Genomic DNA, 22,472 nt, shown 5'->3' with positions numbered 1-22,472 from the left:
TTTATTGAAAGATATGAGGATAGAATATTGAGAGGGCACTTTTGTGGCTGAAAAAGCGGTCTGGTATTACAAGAAAGAAGATCAGAAGGAAGGCCCAGTTTCCCATGAAGAACTTCAAGGGAAGTTAGATAACGGTGAGATCGATTCGACGACGAAAGTTTGGACGGATACCTTAGAAGAATGGGTTGCGATCTCTGAAATCGAACACTTTAACCTTTCAGCACTTGATGAGACCCCTACAATAGAAGTGGGGAAGAAAAAAGTTGTCTATACCCGAGAAACCGATGAAGATTATGTCCGTCCCCGTCCCTGGATCCGGTTTTGGGCTCGGATAATTGATTATTCTCTTTTATATTTTGTGATCACCCTTCTCAGTGGAGCTCTAGGATTTTATTTGGCTCCTTTCTTTCCATTTTATGGAATGTTCATTCTGTTCCTTTGGGTCTTTGTCGAAACACTCCTGCTCATCAGTTGGGGAACAACTCCTGGAAAGTGGCTTTTGCGTGTTACTGTTCGAGATGAGCACCATCAAAAGCTGAGTTTTTCCGATGCGCTTAACCGGTCGTTTTCTGTTTGGTGGTTAGGGATGGGAGGAGGTCTTCCGGTTGTCTTCATCATTACGATGATTGTAGCGGCGGTCAAGCTTTCCAATACTGGGATGACTTCATGGGATCGACGCAGTCATTATCGGATTTTTCATGGAAAGGTAGGAGTCGGGCGCTGCTTAATTACGATTCTCTATTTTATTTGCTACCTATGGCTTTTTTCATGGGGTGAATTTGAAATCATGCAAGCATATGGATAATATCGAGAAGAAACAGATTGGTGAAGGAGGGCAATACCTCTATATTGTTCCTGCAATGAAAGATAATTATATTTATCTTCTTGCTTGGGACAAAAGTGCCCTTGTTGTCGACCCTGGCGATGGAAAAAAAGTCATGACGCTCATTGAAGAAGAGGGGCTTACACTGACCAATATTTTAATCACCCATTATCATGAAGATCATACGGGTGGAAACGAATATCTGAAAAAGAAGACAGAATGTGCAGTCATTGGTCCTGAAGATGACCGAGTTCCCTATTTAGAGCAGTCAGTTGCAGGAGGAGAAGAGCTGCTTTTTGGCCCATTCACAATTGAAGTGATTTCCACACCAGGACACACAATACCTCATGTTGTTTATTTTTTCCGAGACCTTAACCTTCTCTTTGGAGGTGATTTACTCTTTGGAGCAGGCTGTGGAAAAATCTTAGAAGGAACCCCTCAGGAAATGTGGTCATCGCTTATTGCTATTATGAAACTTCCTGAAGATACCGATATTTTCTTTGGTCATGAGTACACTCAAAAGAATCTCGAATTTGCTCACCACATTGAACCAAATAACGAAGAAGTGTCAAAGCGTCTTGAAGTAGTGAGAAAACTAAGGGCTGAGGGGAAGCCGACAGTTCCCACCACTTTAGCAGAAGAGATGAAAACCAATCCGTTTCTCCGTGCAGATACACCTGAAATGAAAGATGCCTTGGCAATGCCAAATGCATCAGGTCTCGAGGTCTTTACCCACTTACGCAAGCTGAAAGATAACTGGTAACCCACTCCCAGGAAAGTTGTTTAAGATCCATTTGGGAAATCTCTGCAATGAGTTTTTCATTCAGTATTTTTCCAGATAGAGGCTGAAATCCACCTCCTTCTTTTTCGAAATTAACGATGCTGTCATCTTTAAAAGAAGAAAAGCGATCCCGATTTTTGATGTACCATATTTTCGCTTTGCTATTGAGATGTTCGCCCTCAGAGGCAGAAGCATTAAACGCATTGATGAGGGCTTCTTTGATCTTATCAGCTGTCACAGATTCTGTAGAGATTCCAAAAGCATAATACCGTTTGTGTCCTGCATAAATCACGTTGAAAGAGGCATAGCTTCCGATTAAGTGTTTGTTGGGATACCTGTCGACATTTGTAAAAAAGACGCGCGCTCCAACAGGGATGTAATCGATCTCATTTCTCAAATCACGTTTACCCAACGTTGGATCGGTGATCATCAATCCTACTTTTTTACAGAGAGTGATTTGCGGATCATCTCCATCATGGCAAGGAAGGAGAAAGTGATGAAGAGGATGGTCTTTGCTCTCATAGTCACTAATGAGAAGTCGCCCTTCAAAGAGAAGATTGAATTTTTCATCTCCGATAGCTTCTCGGATAGCTTGATACTGCGCAATTTGGCACATATTACAGCAGTCGACAAGGGCGAGCTGATTCATGACTGCGTCCAAGGCGACAGATGGCAAAATACCTTTCTGAATTTTAAATTCCGTGATTTTTCCAGTCGGAGAGTTGAGATCGGAACGGTCTGTGTGAGAAAAGAACTGATGATGGAGATAACCATGAAAAAAATCGCCACGCTCATGCAAGTAGTTGCGTCGGCCGCTCGATGGGATTTTATAGTAGTATTCTTCTGGGTAAAAGAAACCATTATGATTCTCAGTTTTCTGAAGGATGTCCCTCATAATTGCTACGACTTGGTCGTTGATCAAAACCGTTTTTGAAAATGAACTGCTCATTGTTTTATGGGATGAGCTGGAGACATCTGAAATTGCCATAAATTTTTCCCTATCCATTGCGATGGAAGGCATTATAGCCTAAATGCCATGAAAAATGCACTGGCTTTCGGCTGTGCCTATCATAGAGGAGCTCTAAGGTGATGTAGGGGTAGGGGTGCTTGTTGTCTCCATTGCGTCTATCTGTTGCTAAGTGGCAGGTGACAATAATTTCTTTATTACTCCAAACGTTTCCATTTTTTTTAAGAGATTGAAAATCAGTGTCGTCACGGTAGAATTCTTCGAGAACTGCTACAACTGAGCGGGGATCGTATTCTAATCCTTTAACATAAAAATCCACTTCTGCTCCCATGAGATGCTTAGAAACGCGATTTTTTTGTGAAGGGTCGACGTATGAGTTATGGGTAGGGCAACGGTGACCGGAGGTGATCATGACCCGTTTGCCGGTTTTTTCTTGGATTGCGTTCAGCAAGTCGATAAGGATAGGATAGATGAACTCTTCTCCTTGCCGGACAGGCAAGCTATGGCGCTCCATTCCTCCGCAATCCATTTGATAGGTGACTTGGCTCGCCTCTGATTCGACCTTTATAATAGGATTGAGGGGATTTCCATTGCAGCGGAAAAACTCTTTTGTGATGCGGGGGAGTTGCCCGATGTATTTTTGTTGCCAAGGATAAATCTCTTTGTTTTTAACAGGTTGAGGATCTTGAATGACGAAAAATGCGTCGTTTTCTTTCCGCTGAATCGGCTCCACAACCAAATTAACCTGCCGTTGTTTTTGCGACTCTGATTTTTCCAGACCTGAGCATCCTCCTAAAAAAAGTGCAAGTAAGCTAATGATCAAGTAGTTGTAGAATCTCATTTGGTCTTAATTTTGAGCTGATGAAAACACCACTATAACCGACGTTGAAAAAAAATTTCGAGCGATATATCTCCTGGAATTATGAAGGGAGAAGCTTGCCCCTAGCTTCATCCGTAAAAATGTTAATAAAAAGATGAAGAAAGTCTTAATTATTGAAAAACAGACGCCTGCGCGTCAACTTTTAATGCAATTGCTTAAAAATAAGCCGATTCAACTCTTTTCGGTTGCAGATGGGTCAGGTGCGCTTGAGCTTTTAAAGAAGCGCTCATTTGATGTGATCTTTAGCGATGAGAAGGGAATTGAAACCCTTGCGCGAACAGGGCGCCGTCCGTTAGGCACACCTCTTATCTTTTTGAAAGAACTCCATGAAAAAATGCGCAGTGATGTCGATGCGACCTTAGAAAAACCGTTTGAAACGAGTCATTTGGAAAAAGTGATGGCAGAACTCAGCACTCAAAATAAGAGGATCTCTTCAGTTATTGCAGAAAGTCCAGCAATGAAGCAAATTCTCATGCGGGTCGAAAAAATTGCCAAAAGTCATTCGAACATCTTCATCTGTGGTGAGTCAGGTACGGGAAAAGAAGTTATTGCCAGTATGATTCATTCCTATTCGAAAAGAGCTGCCGCTCCTTTCATCCGGGTGAATTGCGCCGCTCTTCCCGAAACTCTCATTGAGTCTGAATTTTTTGGGCACGAAAAAGGAGCCTTCACAGGCGCTCATTCGAAGAGAATTGGCCGTTTTGAAATGGCCGATAAAGGAACGCTTCTTCTCGACGAGATCTCAGAAATACCTGCTTCTCTGCAAGCAAAGCTCTTGCGCGTTGTCCAAGAACAAGAGTTTGAGCGGGTCGGAGCAGCCGAACCCATCCCCATTGATGTACGGCTTATTTCGACTTCGAACCGAAATATGCAAGAGGCAATTAAAGCAGGTCATTTCCGTGAGGACCTTTATTACCGGCTGAACGTGATTCCTATTTTTCTTCCCCCGCTTCGCGAAAGGGTTGAAGACATTCTTCCCCTTGCTGAACATTTTCTAAAAGAGGTCTGTCAGAAAAACCAGCTGCCTATGAAAACCTTTTCGAAAAAAGCTCAGCAAAAGCTTCTTTCTTGCAAATGGCCAGGCAATATTCGTGAACTGCGCAATGCTGTCGAATATTCGGTCATCATGGATGAGGGCGAAGAAATCGAAGGCAATCATCTTTTCTTCGAGGAGCCGCAAAAGCTTCAAGAATGCGTTGAATCAACACTTGGCTTGCCTCTTAAAGAAGTCGAAAAAAGGCATATTTTAGCCACTCTTAAAGCTTGCCACGACAACCGCACCCATGCAGCTAACAAGCTGGGGATGAGTGTGCGCACTCTGCGCAACAAGCTCAAAGAATATCTCAACCTTGAAGCTTAATATTTATGGGCTTTGTAGGCGTTTCCTGATCGAGAGCATTCCCCAATTTTTCACTTAGGGCAATTGTCCGTTTTAAAAATGCTTTGAACTCTTCAGGATCTCTTTTTTCTTGAGCTTTCACATACGCATTTTCATCAAAGACAAAAATGGGAGAATATCCTCCGCGCCTCAGTTCTGCACTTGCAAGCGTTCGAGAAGTATGCCCATTAAGATCTATGAAAGGGTGAATTGCGATCAGTGTCATATGGACCCATGTCGCAAGATCTAATGGATCTATTTTCTCTTGGATTTTTTGCACATAGTCATTGCAAAACTTTTTCATTGCACTAGGGATCTCATTTGCATCCATGTAAAGGGTATCGTAGCCTAAGGCAAAGACTCTCGCTTCTTCTTTTGTGAATTGCCTTAAAGTTTTAGAGGGGTCTTTAGATTGTTTGAAACGCTGAAAGAGGCACCTGAAGAGTTTGTCGGACTTAGGCTCCTTTTTTTTGACATTTTCAGCAACCGCCTCCTCATTAACTCCAACATTATCTCTTGGGAGTAAAATGATCGAATCGCGGTACTTTCCAGGGGGAATGGGAATGCCAGAGCTATTGACGAGATCTTGTGCTAAAAGAGCATGCAGCTTGCAGATGAACTTTTCCATTTGATCTGCTGTTTGAACTTTTGGAGGATTGCAGAGCAGATTCTCTTCGACGAAAGTGAGCGCAGCTTGTCTATTTCTTACAAATTCTGAATCGATCCCTAAAGAGTAAACATTTGCACCATCACTGACCGCTAATCCACGCTCTTTTTGTTGATCGAAAATTTGACTAATGAGTCCTTGATATTGCACACTTTGTAGAACTTTATAAGCATTATCTTGACGTTGACTCACATTTTGAGTTTTTGTTGTCACAGCTAAGGCTGCTGTAACCTTTTTACCATTGTAGTGTAACCAAATATCGGTGAGCAAGGCGCAATCAAAAATGGTTTTTTCTTTGTACCAAGTCGGAAACGAAGTGTATGTGAAAACTTTCTGGGGTTGTGTGGAAGTGTATTGGAAGCTGAAGAATAAGACTCCAATTGTAACGATTGTAGCCACAGGATAAATCAACGGATTGAAATTGAAAACAGTCATGGCAACGACTGTGAAGACTGCGGCTCCTACAAATAGTTTTCCGCTCCGCTCTGGGTTTTCTCTGATATTTTGAAGAGCTATTTGGGCATTGTTTGTAAATAATTGAATATTCATAACTACCTATGATTTAATTTATTTCGCGAATATTATAGAGTTAGTTAATGATTATAAGAAATGTGAATTTAACATTTGATGAAACGAAGAGAAGTGAGGAAAGTCTTCATGAGAAACCTCTTCCATTTGAGGATGATCAGGAGAGCAGATCAAGATTGGATCGATCTTAGCTCCTTGAAGAGAGCGAATCCCACGGAGAGCGTCTTCAAACCCCACCATTTTACCCGAAGCTTTGAGAAGCTCAATCGCCTTAAGATACCCATCAGGTGCCGGTTTGGGGTTATCATAGTCTTCTCGCGTCACCCAAAGGGGAATCTGTTTGAGAATCGGGAGGTGCTCTTGGATGAGCTCGACTTGTTCTTTTGTCGAATTGGTCACTACGCAGTGGGGGATTTTGGATTCTTTGACCCGGTTTAAAATCTCTTCAGCGCCGGACATGAGTTCCAGGCATCCTTGTTTGAGCAACGCCTGATAACAAGCTTTCTTTTCATTGTAGAGTGTGTCCCACCCTTTCTGTTCAACGAGCTTGGGAGCATGTGCCGTGATCATTTTTCGTAGCCCTGTCGAACTTTTGTGAGCCACCGATGCAAAAGTAGGAAAGTCCCAAGGAAATGAGGCATCGTTTTGAAGCATCATTTGACGGTATGCTTCAAAATGGAGGTGTTCAGTGTTGACAAGCAACCCGTCAAAATCGAAAAAGATCGCGTCGCATTGTAAAAAGTTCATGAGCGCTACCAAGATTAATGCCGATGACTGGACTCGAACCAGCACCCTATTGCTAAGAGCAGATTTTGAATCTACCGTGTCTACCATTCCACCACATCGGCGTGGTCATAGAAAAGGTATTTTACGGTCTATTGTTTTTTTATGCAAAAGCCTTCTGCAGAGTTTGCATGTGGCGCGCAAATTTCATAGTGGCGGAGGGCATTTTTAAAGATTTCAGGTGGAGGGGGGAGATCGTAAAAAGAGAGCATTTTAAGTTTGCGATGGGTGTTGATAGCGTCGGCAAGCTCTAACCAATCGGTATCTTGAACAAGATAACGATGGTCACGCGCATAGTTGCGGAAGACGAGAAATTCAAGTCCTGGTGCATTTTTGAGAGCCTTGCCAAGAAATTGAAAAGCCTTTTTAGATCCCTCTTCGTCTAGATCGAGATGCAAATGATAAAGGGTTGGACAGTGGGCAAGACCTTCTAACAAAATTTTTAGCGCTTCGGGATTGTCTAAAGGACCATGAATGTGAAGCCATCGGATGGGCATTTCAGCAGCATGCTCTTCGATGCACTCGGTAAAAGCCTGAGCAAAAAGACCTGATAAAGGAAGACGTTCGAGAGGATTTTCGTAAGAATTTCCTCCTAAATGAAGCTGGAGCGGTTCTCCTGGATGTTTATCTTGAATCTTTTGGATGAGCGTCCATGTCGTATTTTTCAGTTCGTTTTGAATTTCTTTGAGGATCTCAGGATAGTTGTATAAATCCCGGCTTACTTTAACTTGACTGAGCCGTACGAGGCTGTTGAGTTCGGCGGGAGCTTGATCAGCGGCCATTTTGAGCTCTGCGAGAAAATGGTTTTTCAAGGTGAGCGCACCTTGAGACTTCATGTGATCGTCAAACCATTTAGGAATTTCAATTGAGGAATTGAAGAGAAAAGATCCTGAACTTTTAATGGGCGCTGTTGGTTGGAGTGAGCGCAATCCAAATCGCCAGATAAAAAGGGTGAGGTTTTTGATGAAAGGAATTTTTATAAAAAGGGTAAGCATCCCCTCCCAAAACGACTCGTAGAAATCCTGCTGTTTTTCGGCTTGGGTTCTGTATTCGGTCTCAGTTTTCTTGGTTTTTTTTGGCTCTTCCACTTTTTCTGGAGGAGTGATCATAGCTAATTGTTGAAGTCTTTGAAGACTTTCTGCAGGCCCTATATGTAAACCACTCATAATAACCTTTTGTTTTGAAATAACAATAATAATAAAGAGGGTAATTATTGTTAATAGTAATCATAAATTAAAATATTATTTATATTCTACAGACGTTAGAAACAAACCTTGTGGAGGGGCGGGAGGAGGCGCGAGGCGCCGATTTTTTGCTTCGATAAGATCTGAGAGTTCTTTGAGAGAAAGCTTGCCGCGAGCAACATAAACGAGCGTTCCTACGAGATTACGGACCATCTTGTAGAGAAATCCATTTCCGGTAAATTCAAGACGAAATTTACCATCTCCTTCGGGAACATAGTTTAGTGCATGGAGGGTTTTGATGGGGGAACAGGGGGTGCCCCGTTCATTTGCAAATGAGGAAAAGTCGTGAGTGCCAATAAAATATTTCAGAGCTTGTTGAAGATTTTCGAGGTCCATTTCATAGTAAAGATGGGTCCGGTAACGGCATTCAAAGGGGCTTAATACGGGTGCAGTCGAAATGTGATAGTGGTAGGTTTTTTGCACGGCGCTAAAGCGTGCATGAAAGTTTGCTTCGACTTTTTCTATAGATAACAGGCGGATTTCTGAGGGGAGTTTACTATTGGCGTCATCTAAAAATGTAGAAGGAAGCTCTTTTTCTGTTTCAAAATGTGCAACCTGTTTTTTAGCATGAACTCCCGCATCGGTTCGTCCCGATCCGATCACGGTGATGGGCTCTCCAATCAAGAGTTCGAAAACTTGTTGTAAGTGTCCTTGGATGGAAGAAGTATTAGGTTGGATTTGCCATCCCCCGAATGGATAACCGTCATAACTTAAAGTGATTTTATATTTAGACATAGACGAGTTGCTTGGCGACTTCAAAATCTTCTGGAGTGGTGATTTTTAGGTTTTCGTCCGATCCATAGACGATCTTTACGGGATGGTGGATCAGTTCGGCAAGGGAGACATCGTCAGTTAAAGTGAGCCCTTGTTTCTGCGCTTTTTTTAACCCTTTTGATAAGATATCGCGTCTGAGAAGTTGGGGGGTTTGGATATTATACAGGCGGCTCCGATCAAGGGTTTTTTTGACAATACCGTTTTCATCGACTTCTTTGACAGTGTATTTCATGGGCACTCCCAATGTGGCAGCTCCGATTAAGAGTCCTTCTTCAATGAGTTTTCGAACTTCCTCTTCTTGGATAAGAGGGCGAGCACTATCGTGAATCAGGACATATTCGCAAGAAGGAGAAACATGAGCAAAACCGCTCGCGACAGAATCTTGACGCTCTTTTCCAGGGAGAGCAAATTGGATGGGTTTTAGCGGACTTTTTTCAAAAAATGTTTGGAATTGGGGTTTGCAAACAACGATGATTTCGGAAATTTCGGGGAGAGAGAGGAAGAGATCAAAGCTGTATTGGACAATAGGTTGTCCTTTCAAGGGGAGGAATTGCTTGGGAATAGGTCCTCCCATTCGGGACCCCGTCCCTCCCGCAAGTAAGATCGCAGCAATTGTTGGCATTGTTTGAGTCATAAGAGACTATGGTAAAGAATCTGGAGTATATACTCAAACAACTTCAAAAGCTGGTTTTGGCTAATACGAAAGCTTGTCAAAGGAATTTTCTTAAGTAACTTAATATGAGAAATATGAGGCAATTTAAAGTCAGCGAACTACTATATTTTGAGAGAAATGAAAACCTAACTTTTTAAGTTGCTTGAGCAAAAATGTAAAGAATGTGCCGCCTATCAAAAAGCGGCACTGAAAGGGGAGGATATTAAGAAAGATGCTTGTTAACTTTCTTAGTCATATCGAACATGTTAATCGCTTTTTTGCTTCCAAATACTTTTGCAAGTTTTTCATCTGGAATGATGTTGCGCTTGTTGTCTGGGTCTTGTCTTTTGTTCTTTTTGATGTAAGCCCAAAGCTTTTTTGTCACTTCAGTTCTTGGCATCGGTCCTTTCCCAACGACTTCAGCTAGCTCAGTGCTGATGTTCATTGGTTGCATGAATTTTGATGGTGCTTTTTTGGCCATGTGTTTTCTCCTTAAAAAAAAACGGTTGTCAGAAGAAAGGGTTAAATGGTCATAACTTGTTCCCTTTGAGACAACTTGTAGCTTTCTTGGGGATTATTAGTCAAAAAAAAAAGCATTTAGCGGAATTTTTTTTCTACATGAGAATCTCGAGAAAGCCCATAGGAGTTGCTCTTTTCATGCTCTAGTGGCAGACTGTTTTTTCCATTTTGGACAACTAAAGGGGTATTATGATAATCTTCGGCAAGATACTCGTGAGCTATAGAGGCGTGATATTGAAAACGAAAAGTCTACTGGTGACACTACTTGCACTCTCTTCGACTCTGCAAGCAGCTGAAAGTGATACCACTGTTCACTATGAAATTTCTCGCTTAACTCATCTCCTTTCAGATTTAACCAGTGTTTCTAGTTACGCCGAGAAAATCGCCCTTTTAGACGAGCTTAGTGAAGTGCATACTTACTTTGCAGAAGCTTCCCCTTTGCGCACATTTCTAGCAGGACTTTCACAAGACTGTGAGTACACAATCAAAGCAACGTTTGCAATCAATCAAGGTCCACGTCTTTTTGATGTTCCGGCAAATGTTGTCGATCCAGTTCCTTACTTTCGCCGGTTACTTGATGAGCTTCTTGTAATTGATGAGTTTTTCAAAGACATTGGGGGAATTGTTGGATACCAATGTTTAGTTTTATCGATTTTAGCAAAAACAGATGAGCCACACGAAGAAGTCACATTTAAACCTCCTCCAGGAATTGATCTTTCAAAAGAAGATACGCTTGAAGTACGTCACGCCATTTTAGAAGGAATCCGCAGCCAAAAACATATGGCCGAGTTTTATCCTGTTGGCGGTGCTGCAGATCGTCTGCAATTGAAAGATGGTCAAACAGGAAAGGGACTTCCTGCAGCTTGTTTGATTTTTCAAGGAAAACAGCTCCTAGAGGGAATGGTGCATGACCTGCAAGCACGAGAATATCTCTATTACAAGCTATTTGATGAGCAGGTTCTCACTCCTTTGGCACTGATGACTTCCAAAGTGAATCGGAATGATGATCACATTCAAGAAATTTGCGTGAAAAACCAGTGGTTTGGGCGTCCTCGTGATAGCTTCAAATTTTTCACTCAACCCTCCGTTCCTGTTTTTACTGAAGCGGGAAATTGGTGTTTGAAAAAGCCCCTGAAACTCCAGCTTCGTCCAGGAGGGCATGGTGTCATTTGGAAACTTGCTGAGGAAAAAGGCATTTTCGATTGGTTACACTCACTTGGGAAAAAGAAAGCACTTGTGAGGCAAATTAATAATCCCATGGCAGCTGTTGATTATGGCCTTATGGCATTTTTAGGTGTGGGACATGAAAAAAACAGAGCGTTTGGATTTGCTTCTTGTGAAAGACGGGTCAATGCTCATGAAGGAATGGTCGTTTTGAAAGAAAAAAAGACGGCAGAGGGAAAAGTGATGGCGGTGACAAATGTCGAATACTGTGACTTCGAAAAGAATGGGATTAAAGACAAGCCCAGAGATGAAACAAGTGCATTTTCTAACTTTCCTTCTAATACCAACATTCTCTTTGTTGATTTAGAAGCTGTTCAAGAAGCCGTTCAAATGCTTCCTTTCCCAGGGCTTTTAGTGAATTTTCGTATGGGGACTCATTATCTTCCAACTGAAGGGATAAAAAAAGAGCCGATTGCTCGGCTAGAAACGACAATGCAAAATATTGCCGATGCTTTTGCGATACCAATGCAAGAAGGGACTCCTGAGGATCTACCGACCTACGTGACGTTTAATGAGCGGCGCAAGACCATTTCGACAACTAAACGGAAAACCGTTTCTGACGGGGAACTTCTCGAAACTCCTGAGGGTTGCTTTTACGATTTTATGCAAAATGCTCAAGAACTTCTCAGTGAAGATTGTGGGATGAAGCTACTCGAGGTTGGTGATGAGTCGGCATTTTTGCGGAAAGGTCCCTCTTTTCTCATGAGTTATCATCCAGCCCTTGGTCCTTTTTACTCGATCATTCGGCAAAAGATTCAAGGAGGGGAAATTCGGTATGGCTCAGAGCTCCAATTAGAAATTGCCGATTTAGAAATGAAAAGCCTTTTTTTAGATGGTAGTTTGCTCATTTTCGCCGATAATCTCATGGGGCACAAAGACTCTCATGGACAACTTGTCTACTCTAACCGTACAGGGCAATGCTCACTGAAAAATGTTCGCATTGAAAACGGAGGAATCGATTGGAATGCTGAGGACCACCTTTTTTGGAAACACGAAATCAAGCGTCGAGCTAGTCTGACAATCCACCTGCAAGGACATAGCCGATTTGAAGCTGAAAATGTGACTTTTCAAGGGGATCAGATGATCGAGGTCCCAGATGGTGTTCATCTCATTGTTACAGAGCAAAATGGGAAGCTCCACTATGAGAGACGCTTGCTAAGTGAAGATGAGTCATTTTGGACCTATCAAATCGCGCCAGACGAATCAATACAACTTCTTAGATAATGCGACACTGAAATCTCAAAGAGATTTATGTCGATATTTCATTGTATATTAGCGGTTTAACACGTTTTTTTCAAACACTCTAGTAACTAGTTTCTTCCCTTCTCATTTTATCATAAGTTTCTAAATATCAATCATTAAATATATTTAATATATTATATAATTTTATTTTGATTATTAATTAAATAAAATTATATAATTTAATTAAGGATAATGTTTTTTGTTAGGGAGATTTTAAATTAACATATAACCTTAGTGGAATAGAGGTATCTAAAAGACGCATTATAATATCGTCATCTAATAAGACGCTTTCAATACCTCAATAAATGAACTGATTTAGTGAAGTAGCTCTTTTTGAGTTGCTTAATTTCTGTTTGTTTATTGGAAAGCGGATTATTTCTTTTGAGTATTTCTCAAATTGCTTACTTCCAATTACTTAATTAGTCTGCTTTCAACATTCATGAATATTTATTTAATAAGAATTTAAGGAAAGGTGGGAAGATGGCAGCATGCACTTCAGTTAAACAAGCAATTTCAATTTTAAATCATTACTATATGGCACATGACTCTGAGCCTGAAGTGCTTGTGAAGGATGCGGTTCGGTTTATATCAAAAGTGCTAAAAGAAAGTAGTTTAAGTCAATCTTACTCAGACCCTGAAATTAGTGAAAAAATTCAGCATAAAGACGTTAAAGTACTAGATCGAAGTCCTAGCACTACCCTTTCTCGCGGAGACCTTCAAAAGCTTCAAGTTATTGTCCACGGTATTCCTCATTTCAAAAACAAGGATAAAACACGTTTACAGGCCCTTGCGCAAAGCGCTTTTGTTTCTTCTGAGGCCCGAGCTTACAAACTCGTTCAAAGGCTTATTCGTGAGCCGGATGAGGGACGACGGGAGCAAGAGTTAAAGCAATATCTTATGCATTTTGCATTTATTGGAAGCAAGGGAATCTCTTCAGATATTCGAAGGGAAAAAACAACTCTTTTACAGCAAGTTCGAAGTTATTTCTGTGAAGTTGACAATCCCGCTGAAATTGAAGCACTTGAACACCTCGAAAGATGCCTAAATCCTGCTAATCATAATTTCCCTAGTGCAGCAGAAGTTCGCTCAGGTGTTGTTACATCTGACCCTGAAATTTCGATAGGCCAAACAGTGACGGGTCATATGGATTCTCTTGAAAGGCAAGTTTCCCTTAGTCGATCACCCGAAGCCCTTTGCGAGCATAGGCAACCTGCAGTTCGACTACACGCCATGCGCCAGGAACGGCTCTGGAGACTTAACCACTTAGAAGATGTTTATCAAGCTAGTATTCAAGATCCAGATCAACGAGTTCGTTCGAAGACTATGGGACCTACAACAGCATGGTATGTTGGAAGCTGTATCAAATCAGGAGAGGCTCCATTTGAAAGAGAAATGGAAAAATTTGGTAATCAACATGGGATTTCAGTTGTTACGGATTCAAGAGAAGTACTTGAACATAGTCTAGTTTTTGATGACGATTTAGACGCAGCTTACCCACAAGATTTTATCGAATTTACTCCCAATGAAATCCGTATTCCCTATATGCCTGCGGCTGTTTATCAGGACCAAACGAAAAAAATAATGGATGCAAACATCTATGAATCTATCCAACTAAAAAGTTAAATGCTATATTCTTTTAAAAAAATTTAGGAGATGACATGGCAGGATTTAAGTGTTTATCAGATGAACAATGGCAACTCATTGAAGGTCTTATGGACCATACTTTTCCTTTGGAGAGAGGAACTCCTCGAAGTGATCTACGCAAAACCTGGAATTCAATACTCTTTATCTTAACGAGAGGATGTCGTTGGGCGGATCTTCCGACAGATTCCTCTCTTTTTATCCCTCGTTCTACAGCTCACAAATGGTTAAAGCAATGGAGTGTTGAAGGAGTTTTTGATAAGGTGATGAGTGGGCTATTACAGATAGCAATAATGGAAGGAAAAGTTGATCTTTCTCAAGTAGCTGTGGACGGTTCTTTTTCCCCCCGCTCCAGGAGGAGGGGAAAAAGTTGATTATGGTTATAAAGGCAAGGGAGTTCTGCTTCACTTGCTTATCGATAAAAACGGCAATGCAATAGCCATTACAACTACCGATGCAAAGGGGGATGAAAAACAGGAAGTTAGCAGATTGCTTACACAGCTTCCATTAAAGTCACTCAAAGGGCGAGTAGTTGTTCTTGAGGCAGACAAAGGTTATGATGCAGGCTGGTTACGTCAGTTTTTGTTAAACATGGGAATATTTCCTCTAATTCCCTATCGGAAAATCAAAGGAAGATGGGCGCCAGAAATTAACGAAGTTACCCATTTCTTCAAATTGAGCCCACAACGCTGGAAGGTAGAACGAGCTTTTGCTTGGTTAAAAAGACGTTGTCGTCGGCTATTGATGCGATGGGAGCGTTTATTCGTGATATGGAATGGATTGGTAATATTGGGGGTAGTTTATACTTGGATAAAAAATTTAGTTGGATAGGTTCATGCAGATCGGCAAGAACGTTTTGAAAATTATAATCATAGCAATGTGAAGATTTCGCTAATTAGTACATCCATTGTTGGACAAGTATTAGAAAAGGGACAGCAGGAAAAAGCAGTGCGATTAGCTACAGCATTGGGTGTTCCTGCTTCTATGTCTTTAACTTATAGCGAAGGCGGGAATACTATTAGCGGTTTTAGAGGAAATGGTGAACCCTACATTATTATCGGCCTCGATTCATTTTCTGCGACAAAAGCCATTATGGAACAAGACTTAGGTAGACCTGTTTCTGCAGAAGAAGTGAAAATGGCATTTGGAATTGACTACGGGATACCAATAAAGGACATCTACTTTATTGAACAGCCTGGTGATTTTCATCTAGATATGAATATGGCAATTGTTGGAGACGGAGTCATTGCGGTCAATGATGCCGTACAAGCTTTTCGCGATTTTGAGCCTGAATATGAGAGATACTTACGAGAAGATATGGGGATTCAGGATGCAGCAACAATTCAAAGATTCAAAGATCGCACTCTAGCGGCTTGTGAATTAAAAAAGCCATTTGAAGATAAAGCTGCCAAAGACCTTGAAGTGCAAGGGTTCGAGGTACGAAGAGTCGCAGGGAGTTTTTCTTACAAAAAGGGAGAAGGACCTCACGCTCCTGTTATGAACTTTTTTAACATGGTGAGCGGAGAAGCTCCAGATGGAAAAAGGGTGATCGTCGCCATGGGATGTATTAATAAAGAATATGAGAACCGCTTTAGAGAAATGGTTCGAGATCTCAACCCCGATGCAGTTTATTTTTTAAGTGCAGAAGCAACAAAGACGAGTCTGGCGAAACACGGTGGTATTTCTTGTAGATCAAAAACTATTTAATGGCCATCTAGATAGTATCGTCATGAGAGGATTAATAAAGAAGTGGCTTTTGGAAAAAAGGCTCAAAGCGATTGGATGGCAGAAAGGGGAAATGGGTCTTGCTGAAGGAGGCCGATTATGAAATTTTCTCCAAGAGTCGGTTAAAAATTAACTAACTTGTAATGACACTTTCTAAGCTTATTTTTGTGAAATGGATCTATGTCCGTGTAAATGTCCACTGCATAGGTCCATGAAATCCTGCCGGCTTTCCAATAAGTTTTTTTCCGTGTTCTGCAACTTTGAATGTGATTGAGTTGGTTCCTAGGGTTGGTATCTCGTAGTTTCCTTGAAAAGAGTCATTTAAAAGGGTTCCAAGGTGGAGAGAAATTTTACCTGATTCCTTTCCAAAAGTAAATTCGAATATGGCTTCGGTTGATGATAGTATTTTAACTGTAACAGGAATAGAAATTGGAATCATGTCGGGATAGACAAACGTCCAGCTATCAGCATTAGTTATTTTCATTTGAACCTCCAATTTTTTAAAGAAATAATTTCTCAATCTCATAATTAAAATTCAAGATATATATTTCTCAAATTTCAATTTCATATAATGAAATTAGAGTTCCATCATAGCAAAATCTGTATAAATTAAAAACGTAAAGAATGTTTTAGTAGGTTTTCAGAACCAAATGGTGGTTTTTAACGTAAAAAACGGATCTCCTAAGAGATCCGTTTAAATTTGATCGCTAATCTCTAAGATTTAGAAATTAGTGAGCAGCTCTTCCACCAGATGAGCTTGTGTTTCCTGTCATATAGCCGACGAAAGCTAGGAAAAGAACAGACACAGAGATTGTCGCTACTGCTGTTCCTGTTGACCAAGAAAACTTTGCCCACTCAGGATAGTATGCTGCTGCTTTGTTGAAGTAAGGAGATGAAAATTCAACAACTCTTTGAACAGGGGTGCTGTTCCAAATCGCCGTTCCATATTCAACAGATGCATCTTTAAATGCAGTCCAGTTTCTAGAAACGAAATCAGTAAATTGTGTCGCATAAGGTCCAACTGCGTTAGTAACACCTTCTAATGCCATATTTCCTCCGAAATAATTGCTGATAGGTTTTAGAGAGCTTGACTCTCCGAAATATTTTTGATTCCAATTATTATAGGCACTTTTTTTTTTATGTAAAGGGTAAACAATCCTAATTTTTTAAAAAATTTTTACATATGAAAAACGTAAAATAGATGTGTTTTAGTTAATTGTGTTAAATAAATTGAAAAATAAATTAGATAAAGGAAATACTTTTTATACTGGATTGAAAATCATTGATTTTTCCAAGAGATTGCCCTAGAATGTCAAAAAAATTATCTTAGGAAAGCCTGATGAACGAAGAAACCCGTACAAAAGTGAAAGTGATCAAAGACCGACTTCTTCAAATGTGGAGGTTTCTTTGACATTGAGGGAAAAAATTCTCAGGTTGCCGCTCTAGAAACCCAAATGGAGAAGTCCGATTTTTGGTCGGATAATGAAAGCGCTCAAAAAGTCATTTCTGAGTGTAATAACCTCAAAGCTTGGACCGTTCCTGCAAAAGATATCCGTCGTCGTTTTGAAGACTGTGAAAGTCTGCTCCTGGAAGTAGAGGAGGAGGAAGATGCCGACCTCTATAAGGAACTTGTCGATGAACTCAAGAAGATCGAAGAGAAGTTAGAAGACCTCGAAGTGAAGAAAATGTTATCGGGGAAACTCGATGCAAAAGACTGCTACCTCACGATTAATGCTGGAGCAGGTGGAACTGAATCTTGCGATTGGGCTTCAATGCTCATGCGTATGTATCAACGGTGGGCGTCAAAAAGAGGGTGGAAAGTCGAAACCGTTGATCTATTAAGCGGTGAAGTTGCTGGAATCAAAAATGTGACACTCCGAATTGTTGGCCCATTTGCATATGGCTATTGCAAAGCAGAAAAAGGGGTTCACCGTCTTGTGCGGATCTCTCCATTTGATAGCAATGCACGTCGTCACACGAGCTTTGCTTCGGTCGATGTTTCTCCTGAAATTGAAGATGATATTGAAATAGAAATTCGCCCTGAAGATATCCGAGTCGATACGTTTCGTTCCTCTGGTGCTGGAGGGCAACACGTCAATACAACCGATTCTGCGGTTCGCATCACCCATTTGAAAACAGGGATTGTTGTCAGTTGTCAAGGTGAGCGGAGTCAGTTGCAGAATAAGGAAACGTGTTTTAAAATGCTTCGTTCAAAGCTCTATGAAAAAGAGATATTAGAACGAGAAGCCTCTATTAAGGAAATAGGAGGCGAAAAGAAAGAAATTGCATGGGGATCACAGATTAGAAATTACGTTTTTCAGCCTTATACACTTGTAAAAGATACCCGAACCAAGTACGAAGAAGGAAACATCCAAGAAGTAATGGATGGTGAGCTTGATGGTTTTGTTAATGCGTATCTCAAGGAGTTTGGATGAACCTGATCCCAGACAGTCCCGAATATGATATTCGGTATTCTAAAGTAGAAGATTTAGAATACTTGAAGCAGTGGGTGAGTCATCCAGAATCGGTCAAATGGTATCCGGTCTCGTCGGAAAAAGATATTGACGATATGACGAAAAACTGGATAGGTTTTTCCCGCTTTGGAGCGAGCTTAACAGCCGATTACAAGGGAAAACCTGTGGGGATTGCTACGTTATTTTTAATGCCTTACAGAAAGCTCATTCATCACTGTCTTCTCTACTTTGTTGTTGATCCTGAGCATAAAAGGCAGGGAGTGGGGACTTCTATCGTGAAAAATGCAACTCACTTAGCCAAAACCTATTTTCGCTTCGAAAAAGTTCACCTGGAAACGTATGAAGGGTCCCCCTCGCTTTCGCTACTTAAGAAAGTGGGCTATCGAGAGATTGTGCGCCAAGATCATTTTGTAAAGCTAGAAGATGGTTCCTATTTGGCCCGCGTGATCATGGAAGTTGAGCTGGAGGGATTCACGAATGGTTAAAAAACCTGTTGTTCAAATTCGCGAATCGATTGTCGATGACTTACCTTTCATTGAAGAGTGGCTCACAGATAAAGAGGTTTTGAAAGGTTTCCCTATGTTTGATAAGCGAGAAGTCGAAGACTCGATCCGTTACTGGAAGCAATACATTGAAGGGAAGATGTCGATTACCGCTCTTTACAAAAAGAAGCCTGCAGGATGTGCCAACCTCTACATTCAACCGATTGAAAAACTAAAGCATCAGTGTCTTTTTGTGATTATCGTTGGCAAGGAATACCGAGGACAGGGGATTGGTACAATGCTAGTCAAAGCTCTCGAAAAGCGGGCGAAAGAAATGTTTCATATCGAACTTCTCCACCTCGAGGTCTATGAAAACAATCCTGCCATTAAGCTTTATGAGCGGTTAGGATTTAAGCGTTACGGTTGCCATCCAAAATATCTCAAAGATCCTGATGGGACTTATTACGACAAAATCATGATGCAAAAGTTCATATAGGAAGTAAAAATGGCCGGACATAGTAAATGGGCAAACATCAAGCATAAGAAAGGACGCGCAGATGCAAAAAAAGGAAAGGTCTTTTCCCGCATCGCTAAAGAAATTATCAGCTCAGTGAAGCAGGGAGGGCCCGATCCCAAATCAAACACTAAGCTCCGTATTGCTTTGCAAAAAGCAAGAATTGCGAATGTTCCCGCGGAAAATATCGAACGGAATATCAAAAAAGCTTCTAGCAATGATCAATCTGATTTCAGTGAACTCACTTATGAACTTTATGGTCATGGGGGTGTAGGGATCATTGTGGATGCGATGACGGATAATAAAAATCGAACGGCATCAGACATGCGCATTGCGACGAATAAGAAAGGGGGAACGATTGCCTCTCCAGGATCGGTTTCCTATAATTTTGATCGAAAAGGGGTGATCCAGATTGGGAAGGATCAAGGAGATGAAGAAACTCTTTTCCTGCAAGTAACCGAAGCGGGAGCTGAAGACTTTGACATGGATGACGAGCTTTACCTGGTGATTACTTCTGTAGAGCAACTTTATGAAGTGAAAGAGAAGCTCGAAGAACAGGGAATCACATGCTCGGAAGCGAGTTTGGAAATGATTCCAAAAACCACTGTTGAATGCTCGGAAGAAGACCAAAAAGCAAATCTCGAGCTCATCGAATTTTTGGAAGATCTAGATGACGTCGACGTCGTTTTCCATAATATGGGTTAGAGTTTACTATTCGCTCTGTTGGTCCCCAAGATTGAAATGTTCTCGAAGAACCCCGGGCATGGGGTTGTAATAAGGACGATGCTCCACTTTTAAATGTCTTGGGGGAATAAATTTAAATTGACCTCCCTGAGGTGTCACAACGAGCTTATCATTCCTGTTTTCTCTTAAGATCCGATCATCACCACTATAAAAGTAGCGATGAAGTCTCCAAGTTGTGTCGGTAATGTTAAAGATTCCCAAAGTGTTTGCCACGGCATGAAGCATGTCAAGAGGGTATTTTTCTTGGGACTCTTTACAATATTGTCTGAATTCTTCGAAGGCCGTTGTTTCCCTAGTATCATCTTGTGTTTCCCAATTAACATCTTGTGAAGAGAGATGTTCAACGCGACGAATGTGGGTATCCACTTTTTGAATTTGATCATTTGTACTAGTTGTGTTCGGAGTGAACGTACGGAGCGAGGTCGGAAACATATTGGAATAGGCATTATACGATTCTGATTCCAAACGCTTTTGCAAACTTTCACCTAAGAAAGTTCGATTTTCTCCAAAGACTGAAACTAAATCTCCTTTTTCCGTGATATGATCTAATTCAAGTTTTACTCCTAGAGCTTTCAAAAGCTTGATGTTTTCAATAATGAATTCAGAAAAAACTTGATCATCTTCTGCACGGATCTTCAAGGTGCTGTGAGAATAAACAGAAAGATTCGTGATGGGAATGCGATGTCTAAGAGCAGTGTGTTTGACAACGTCATACTGAGCGTCAAAACCTCCTAAACTGGTTCCAACTGAAACAATAGGAGGGAACGTTTCTTTTGCTTGAAGTTTTTGAAAGAGATTTTGATCGTTATCACTTGCCATTTTTAAGAGCTCTTTGAGTTGATCGTCTGCGGTCTCAGGAGTTAATTTGGCCAAAATCCCGTAAATTTCCAAAGTTTTTTCTTTGAGTCGATTACTTTCATCTTGTTTGAGAGGTCGATACATATGTTGACGTGTCATTTCAGATAACAGTTCTTCTCCTGCTTTGTGAATAGATGCAACTTTTTTATTAAGATCTTCATTTTCATGTGCTACGAAAAGATGCCCCATCCAGACTGGGAGAGTGTATTGGTCAAAAAACTCCCGATCTTCTTGCTCAGTCGCATTGCTGTATTTATAGCCGGCATTTTCTGCAACATCTCGACTAATTGTTGGGCCACCCCTTTGAGCGTAAGGACAAGGGCAGGTATCGCGCAAGACTCGGTAAACCGGGAACATTTTTTCATGATCAGGATTTGCAGGTTTAAACACATACCAAAGTTTCCCATGAGCAGAATCGACTCCTTGAACAGCGTGATACCACACGGTTTGACCGTTGTGCTTAAAAGGTGAGGGGAGAATAGAATCGACTCTCCAATCAGATCCATCAGCTGAGCTTCGCATAAGATGCTTTTTCACTGCAATTTTGCAGAGATATTCCTGAAAACACCGCTCTTGAGTTTTCTTATCTCCATTTGGTGCTAAATTTAGGATTTCGGGTTGTACTTGAGCAAGCTCTTGCATATCTACCCATGGACGCCGCGTTTTTCTATCTTTAATCTCTTCATTGTAAGCGCCAATGATAGGAGCTGAAAACTTTTTCCCTGTAAAAGCTCGATCTCTTGATACTTCAGGGGTCATGACGGCTTCAATGCAGAAATTGAGACCCATTTTTTTGTGTTTATTAACAATGTTTGCTAGAGTTACGTCTTCGGGAGGTGTATCTATGAATAAAGAAAGCATTCCTCGGATTTCCCGCATTGTAAAGACTGAACCTGGGGTTGCGAAGTAATCTAAGGCTTTTTGGTTCGAGTTTTGTGGTAGACCACTTAATTTAGTCTTTAAAGCTGTGGCATCGCTCATTTCTATATCGTTCATTCCGATGTTAAAATAGTAAATGTGAATGGGGAGTAATGGATGTCCTTCTGATTTCATTTTTTCTAAAGAAATTCCAAATGTTTTTTCAATGAGAGCGACTTTGTGTGAGCCTACTTCCTGCTTGAGAAATTTTTGGTACGCGTTAATGGTTGTGGTGTTTTGATCCATATATTCTTGGTAAGTCGTCGTATTGAAGATGCTATGAAATAGTTGTTCGAATCGGGAGAGGCCACGTTTTGTTAGAACTAAATGATTTCCATCAACAGCGATTCTTGATTGAGGATCAAAATAGTTCCACTGAGGTGAGATTTCTGCAATGGTTTTAGTTGTGAGTTTAAAGTATGCCGTAGCAGCGAGTGTAAAGCCATCCTTGAAATTGCCTAAGCGAAAGGCTTCTTTGTAATTCATTTCTGTGCCGGGAAACTGGAAATGGCCTTGATAAGAGAGATTGAGTTCTTGGAGTAAGTCCTCAGTTTGAATCGAGATTTGTGTTGATTCGCCATTCTCGAATTGGATTGTGTAAATTAACCTGTTATTAAGAGGGTCTTCAGTTTCTTGAGTGATAGTAAATTGATG

At 41.0% G+C, this 22,472-nt stretch carries 23 protein-coding genes and 1 tRNA gene; 12 read left to right on the top strand and 12 right to left on the bottom strand.

The genetic code is table 11. The features are described 5' to 3' along the window. The first annotated feature begins 43 nt into the window (after positions 1 to 43). Positions 44 to 805 (top strand): RDD family protein, encoded by a 762-nt coding sequence (locus SNE_RS12410; protein ID WP_013944240.1) that lies wholly within the window; start codon positions 44 to 46, stop codon positions 803 to 805. Continuing rightward, entirely contained in the window at positions 780 to 1,586 is an 807-nt protein-coding gene (gene gloB, locus SNE_RS09695; RefSeq protein ID WP_148259007.1) for a hydroxyacylglutathione hydrolase, read from the top strand. The genes SNE_RS12410 and gloB overlap by 26 nt, the downstream gene beginning before the upstream one ends. Here the strand turns inward: gloB and SNE_RS09690 are convergent. After that, positions 1,552 to 2,592 (bottom strand): hypothetical protein, encoded by a 1,041-nt coding sequence (locus SNE_RS09690; RefSeq protein ID WP_041419029.1) that lies wholly within the window; start codon positions 2,590 to 2,592, stop codon positions 1,552 to 1,554. The two genes, gloB and SNE_RS09690, sit on opposite strands and share 35 nt — an antisense overlap. A gap of 10 nt (positions 2,593 to 2,602) precedes the next feature. Next, the gene (locus SNE_RS09685) at positions 2,603 to 3,412 is read right to left on the bottom strand and encodes a D-Ala-D-Ala carboxypeptidase family metallohydrolase (protein ID WP_013944237.1); all 810 of its coding nucleotides are present in this window, start codon (positions 3,410 to 3,412) and stop codon (positions 2,603 to 2,605) included. A gap of 133 nt (positions 3,413 to 3,545) precedes the next feature. Here SNE_RS09685 and SNE_RS09680 point away from each other — a divergent pair, with 133 nt between their 5' ends. Beyond that, positions 3,546 to 4,811 carry a sigma-54-dependent transcriptional regulator gene (locus SNE_RS09680; protein WP_013944236.1) on the top strand — a complete coding sequence of 422 codons (1,266 nt, stop codon included), beginning with the start codon at positions 3,546 to 3,548 and terminating at the stop codon, positions 4,809 to 4,811. Here the strand turns inward: SNE_RS09680 and SNE_RS12405 are convergent. The 7 genes from SNE_RS12405 to SNE_RS09645 all read right to left on the bottom strand — a co-directional run bounded on the left by SNE_RS12405 (position 4,795) and on the right by SNE_RS09645 (position 9,958). Continuing rightward, positions 4,795 to 6,045: a Fic family protein gene (locus SNE_RS12405; RefSeq protein WP_013944235.1), complete on the bottom strand. Its 1,251-nt coding sequence runs from the start codon at positions 6,043 to 6,045 to the stop codon at positions 4,795 to 4,797. The genes SNE_RS09680 and SNE_RS12405 overlap by 17 nt on opposite strands. Before the next feature lie 51 nt (positions 6,046 to 6,096). Beyond that, positions 6,097 to 6,771 (bottom strand): HAD family hydrolase, encoded by a 675-nt coding sequence (locus SNE_RS09670; RefSeq protein ID WP_013944234.1) that lies wholly within the window; start codon positions 6,769 to 6,771, stop codon positions 6,097 to 6,099. 18 nt (positions 6,772 to 6,789) lie between these two features. Further along, positions 6,790 to 6,872, bottom strand: a tRNA-Leu gene (locus SNE_RS09665). A 27-nt stretch (positions 6,873 to 6,899) separates the two neighbouring features. Continuing rightward, positions 6,900 to 7,973, bottom strand: coding sequence for a hypothetical protein (locus SNE_RS09660; RefSeq protein WP_013944233.1), 1,074 nt, complete (start codon positions 7,971 to 7,973; stop codon positions 6,900 to 6,902). 75 nt (positions 7,974 to 8,048) lie between these two features. Continuing rightward, positions 8,049 to 8,786: a tRNA pseudouridine(38-40) synthase TruA gene (gene truA / locus SNE_RS09655; RefSeq protein ID WP_013944232.1), complete on the bottom strand. Its 738-nt coding sequence runs from the start codon at positions 8,784 to 8,786 to the stop codon at positions 8,049 to 8,051. After that, on the bottom strand, positions 8,779 to 9,447 hold the full coding sequence (gene ispD, locus SNE_RS09650; RefSeq protein ID WP_041419451.1) for a 2-C-methyl-D-erythritol 4-phosphate cytidylyltransferase: 669 nt from the start codon (positions 9,445 to 9,447) through the stop codon (positions 8,779 to 8,781). The genes truA and ispD overlap by 8 nt, the downstream gene beginning before the upstream one ends. A 253-nt stretch (positions 9,448 to 9,700) precedes the next feature. After that, positions 9,701 to 9,958, bottom strand: coding sequence for an SWIB/MDM2 domain-containing protein (locus SNE_RS09645; protein ID WP_041419026.1), 258 nt, complete (start codon positions 9,956 to 9,958; stop codon positions 9,701 to 9,703). Between the two features lie 272 nt (positions 9,959 to 10,230). Here SNE_RS09645 and SNE_RS09635 point away from each other — a divergent pair, with 272 nt between their 5' ends. The 5 genes from SNE_RS09635 (at position 10,231) to SNE_RS09615 (ending at position 15,810) form a co-directional block, all read left to right on the top strand. Beyond that, the gene (locus SNE_RS09635; protein ID WP_053225355.1) at positions 10,231 to 12,444 is read left to right on the top strand and encodes a UTP--glucose-1-phosphate uridylyltransferase; all 2,214 of its coding nucleotides are present in this window, start codon (positions 10,231 to 10,233) and stop codon (positions 12,442 to 12,444) included. 498 nt (positions 12,445 to 12,942) lie between these two features. Then, a complete protein-coding gene (locus tag SNE_RS09630; protein WP_013944227.1) occupies positions 12,943 to 14,085 on the top strand; it encodes a hypothetical protein in 1,143 nt (380 codons plus the stop codon). A 35-nt stretch (positions 14,086 to 14,120) separates the two neighbouring features. Beyond that, positions 14,121 to 14,477 (top strand): transposase, encoded by a 357-nt coding sequence (locus tag SNE_RS09625; protein ID WP_013943592.1) that lies wholly within the window; start codon positions 14,121 to 14,123, stop codon positions 14,475 to 14,477. Further along, the gene (locus SNE_RS09620) at positions 14,428 to 14,934 is read left to right on the top strand and encodes a transposase (protein ID WP_079891495.1); all 507 of its coding nucleotides are present in this window, start codon (positions 14,428 to 14,430) and stop codon (positions 14,932 to 14,934) included. The genes SNE_RS09625 and SNE_RS09620 overlap by 50 nt, the downstream gene beginning before the upstream one ends. A 48-nt stretch (positions 14,935 to 14,982) precedes the next feature. Continuing rightward, on the top strand, positions 14,983 to 15,810 hold the full coding sequence (locus SNE_RS09615) for a hypothetical protein (RefSeq protein ID WP_013944226.1): 828 nt from the start codon (positions 14,983 to 14,985) through the stop codon (positions 15,808 to 15,810). Between the two features lie 196 nt (positions 15,811 to 16,006). Here the strand turns inward: SNE_RS09615 and SNE_RS09610 are convergent, their stop codons facing one another. Further along, positions 16,007 to 16,312, bottom strand: coding sequence for a hypothetical protein (locus SNE_RS09610; protein WP_041419022.1), 306 nt, complete (start codon positions 16,310 to 16,312; stop codon positions 16,007 to 16,009). Between the two features lie 244 nt (positions 16,313 to 16,556). Further along, positions 16,557 to 16,877 carry a hypothetical protein gene (locus SNE_RS09605; RefSeq protein WP_013944223.1) on the bottom strand — a complete coding sequence of 107 codons (321 nt, stop codon included), beginning with the start codon at positions 16,875 to 16,877 and terminating at the stop codon, positions 16,557 to 16,559. Between the two features lie 290 nt (positions 16,878 to 17,167). Here SNE_RS09605 and prfB point away from each other — a divergent pair. The 4 genes from prfB to SNE_RS09585 all read left to right on the top strand — a co-directional run bounded on the left by prfB (position 17,168) and on the right by SNE_RS09585 (position 20,003). Then, positions 17,168 to 18,263, top strand: a protein-coding gene (gene prfB / locus SNE_RS09600) for a peptide chain release factor 2 (RefSeq protein ID WP_148259006.1) whose coding sequence is annotated in 2 segments (ribosomal slippage) — positions 17,168 to 17,236 and positions 17,238 to 18,263 — 1,095 coding nt in all. Because the reading frame shifts where the segments join, the coding sequence is not laid out codon by codon here. After that, positions 18,260 to 18,787, top strand: coding sequence for a GNAT family N-acetyltransferase (locus SNE_RS09595; protein ID WP_013944220.1), 528 nt, complete (start codon positions 18,260 to 18,262; stop codon positions 18,785 to 18,787). The genes prfB and SNE_RS09595 overlap by 4 nt, the downstream gene beginning before the upstream one ends. Further along, positions 18,780 to 19,280 carry a GNAT family N-acetyltransferase gene (locus SNE_RS09590; protein WP_013944219.1) on the top strand — a complete coding sequence of 167 codons (501 nt, stop codon included), beginning with the start codon at positions 18,780 to 18,782 and terminating at the stop codon, positions 19,278 to 19,280. Before SNE_RS09595 ends, SNE_RS09590 begins: the two co-directional genes overlap by 8 nt. A 9-nt stretch (positions 19,281 to 19,289) precedes the next feature. Continuing rightward, a complete protein-coding gene (locus tag SNE_RS09585; protein ID WP_013944218.1) occupies positions 19,290 to 20,003 on the top strand; it encodes a YebC/PmpR family DNA-binding transcriptional regulator in 714 nt (237 codons plus the stop codon). A 6-nt stretch (positions 20,004 to 20,009) separates the two neighbouring features. On the opposite strand, the gene SNE_RS09580 is transcribed toward SNE_RS09585, so the two are convergent. After that, on the bottom strand, positions 20,010 to 22,304 hold the full coding sequence (locus tag SNE_RS09580) for a hypothetical protein (RefSeq protein ID WP_013944217.1): 2,295 nt from the start codon (positions 22,302 to 22,304) through the stop codon (positions 20,010 to 20,012). Positions 22,305 to 22,472: the final 168 nt, after the last annotated feature.

This window comes from Simkania negevensis Z, assembly GCF_000237205.1.
GTDB classification, from domain to species: domain Bacteria; phylum Chlamydiota; class Chlamydiia; order Chlamydiales; family Simkaniaceae; genus Simkania; species Simkania negevensis.
The sequence above is the reverse complement of the archived record's forward strand: the minus strand, read 5'-3'. Positions and strand labels throughout refer to the sequence as shown.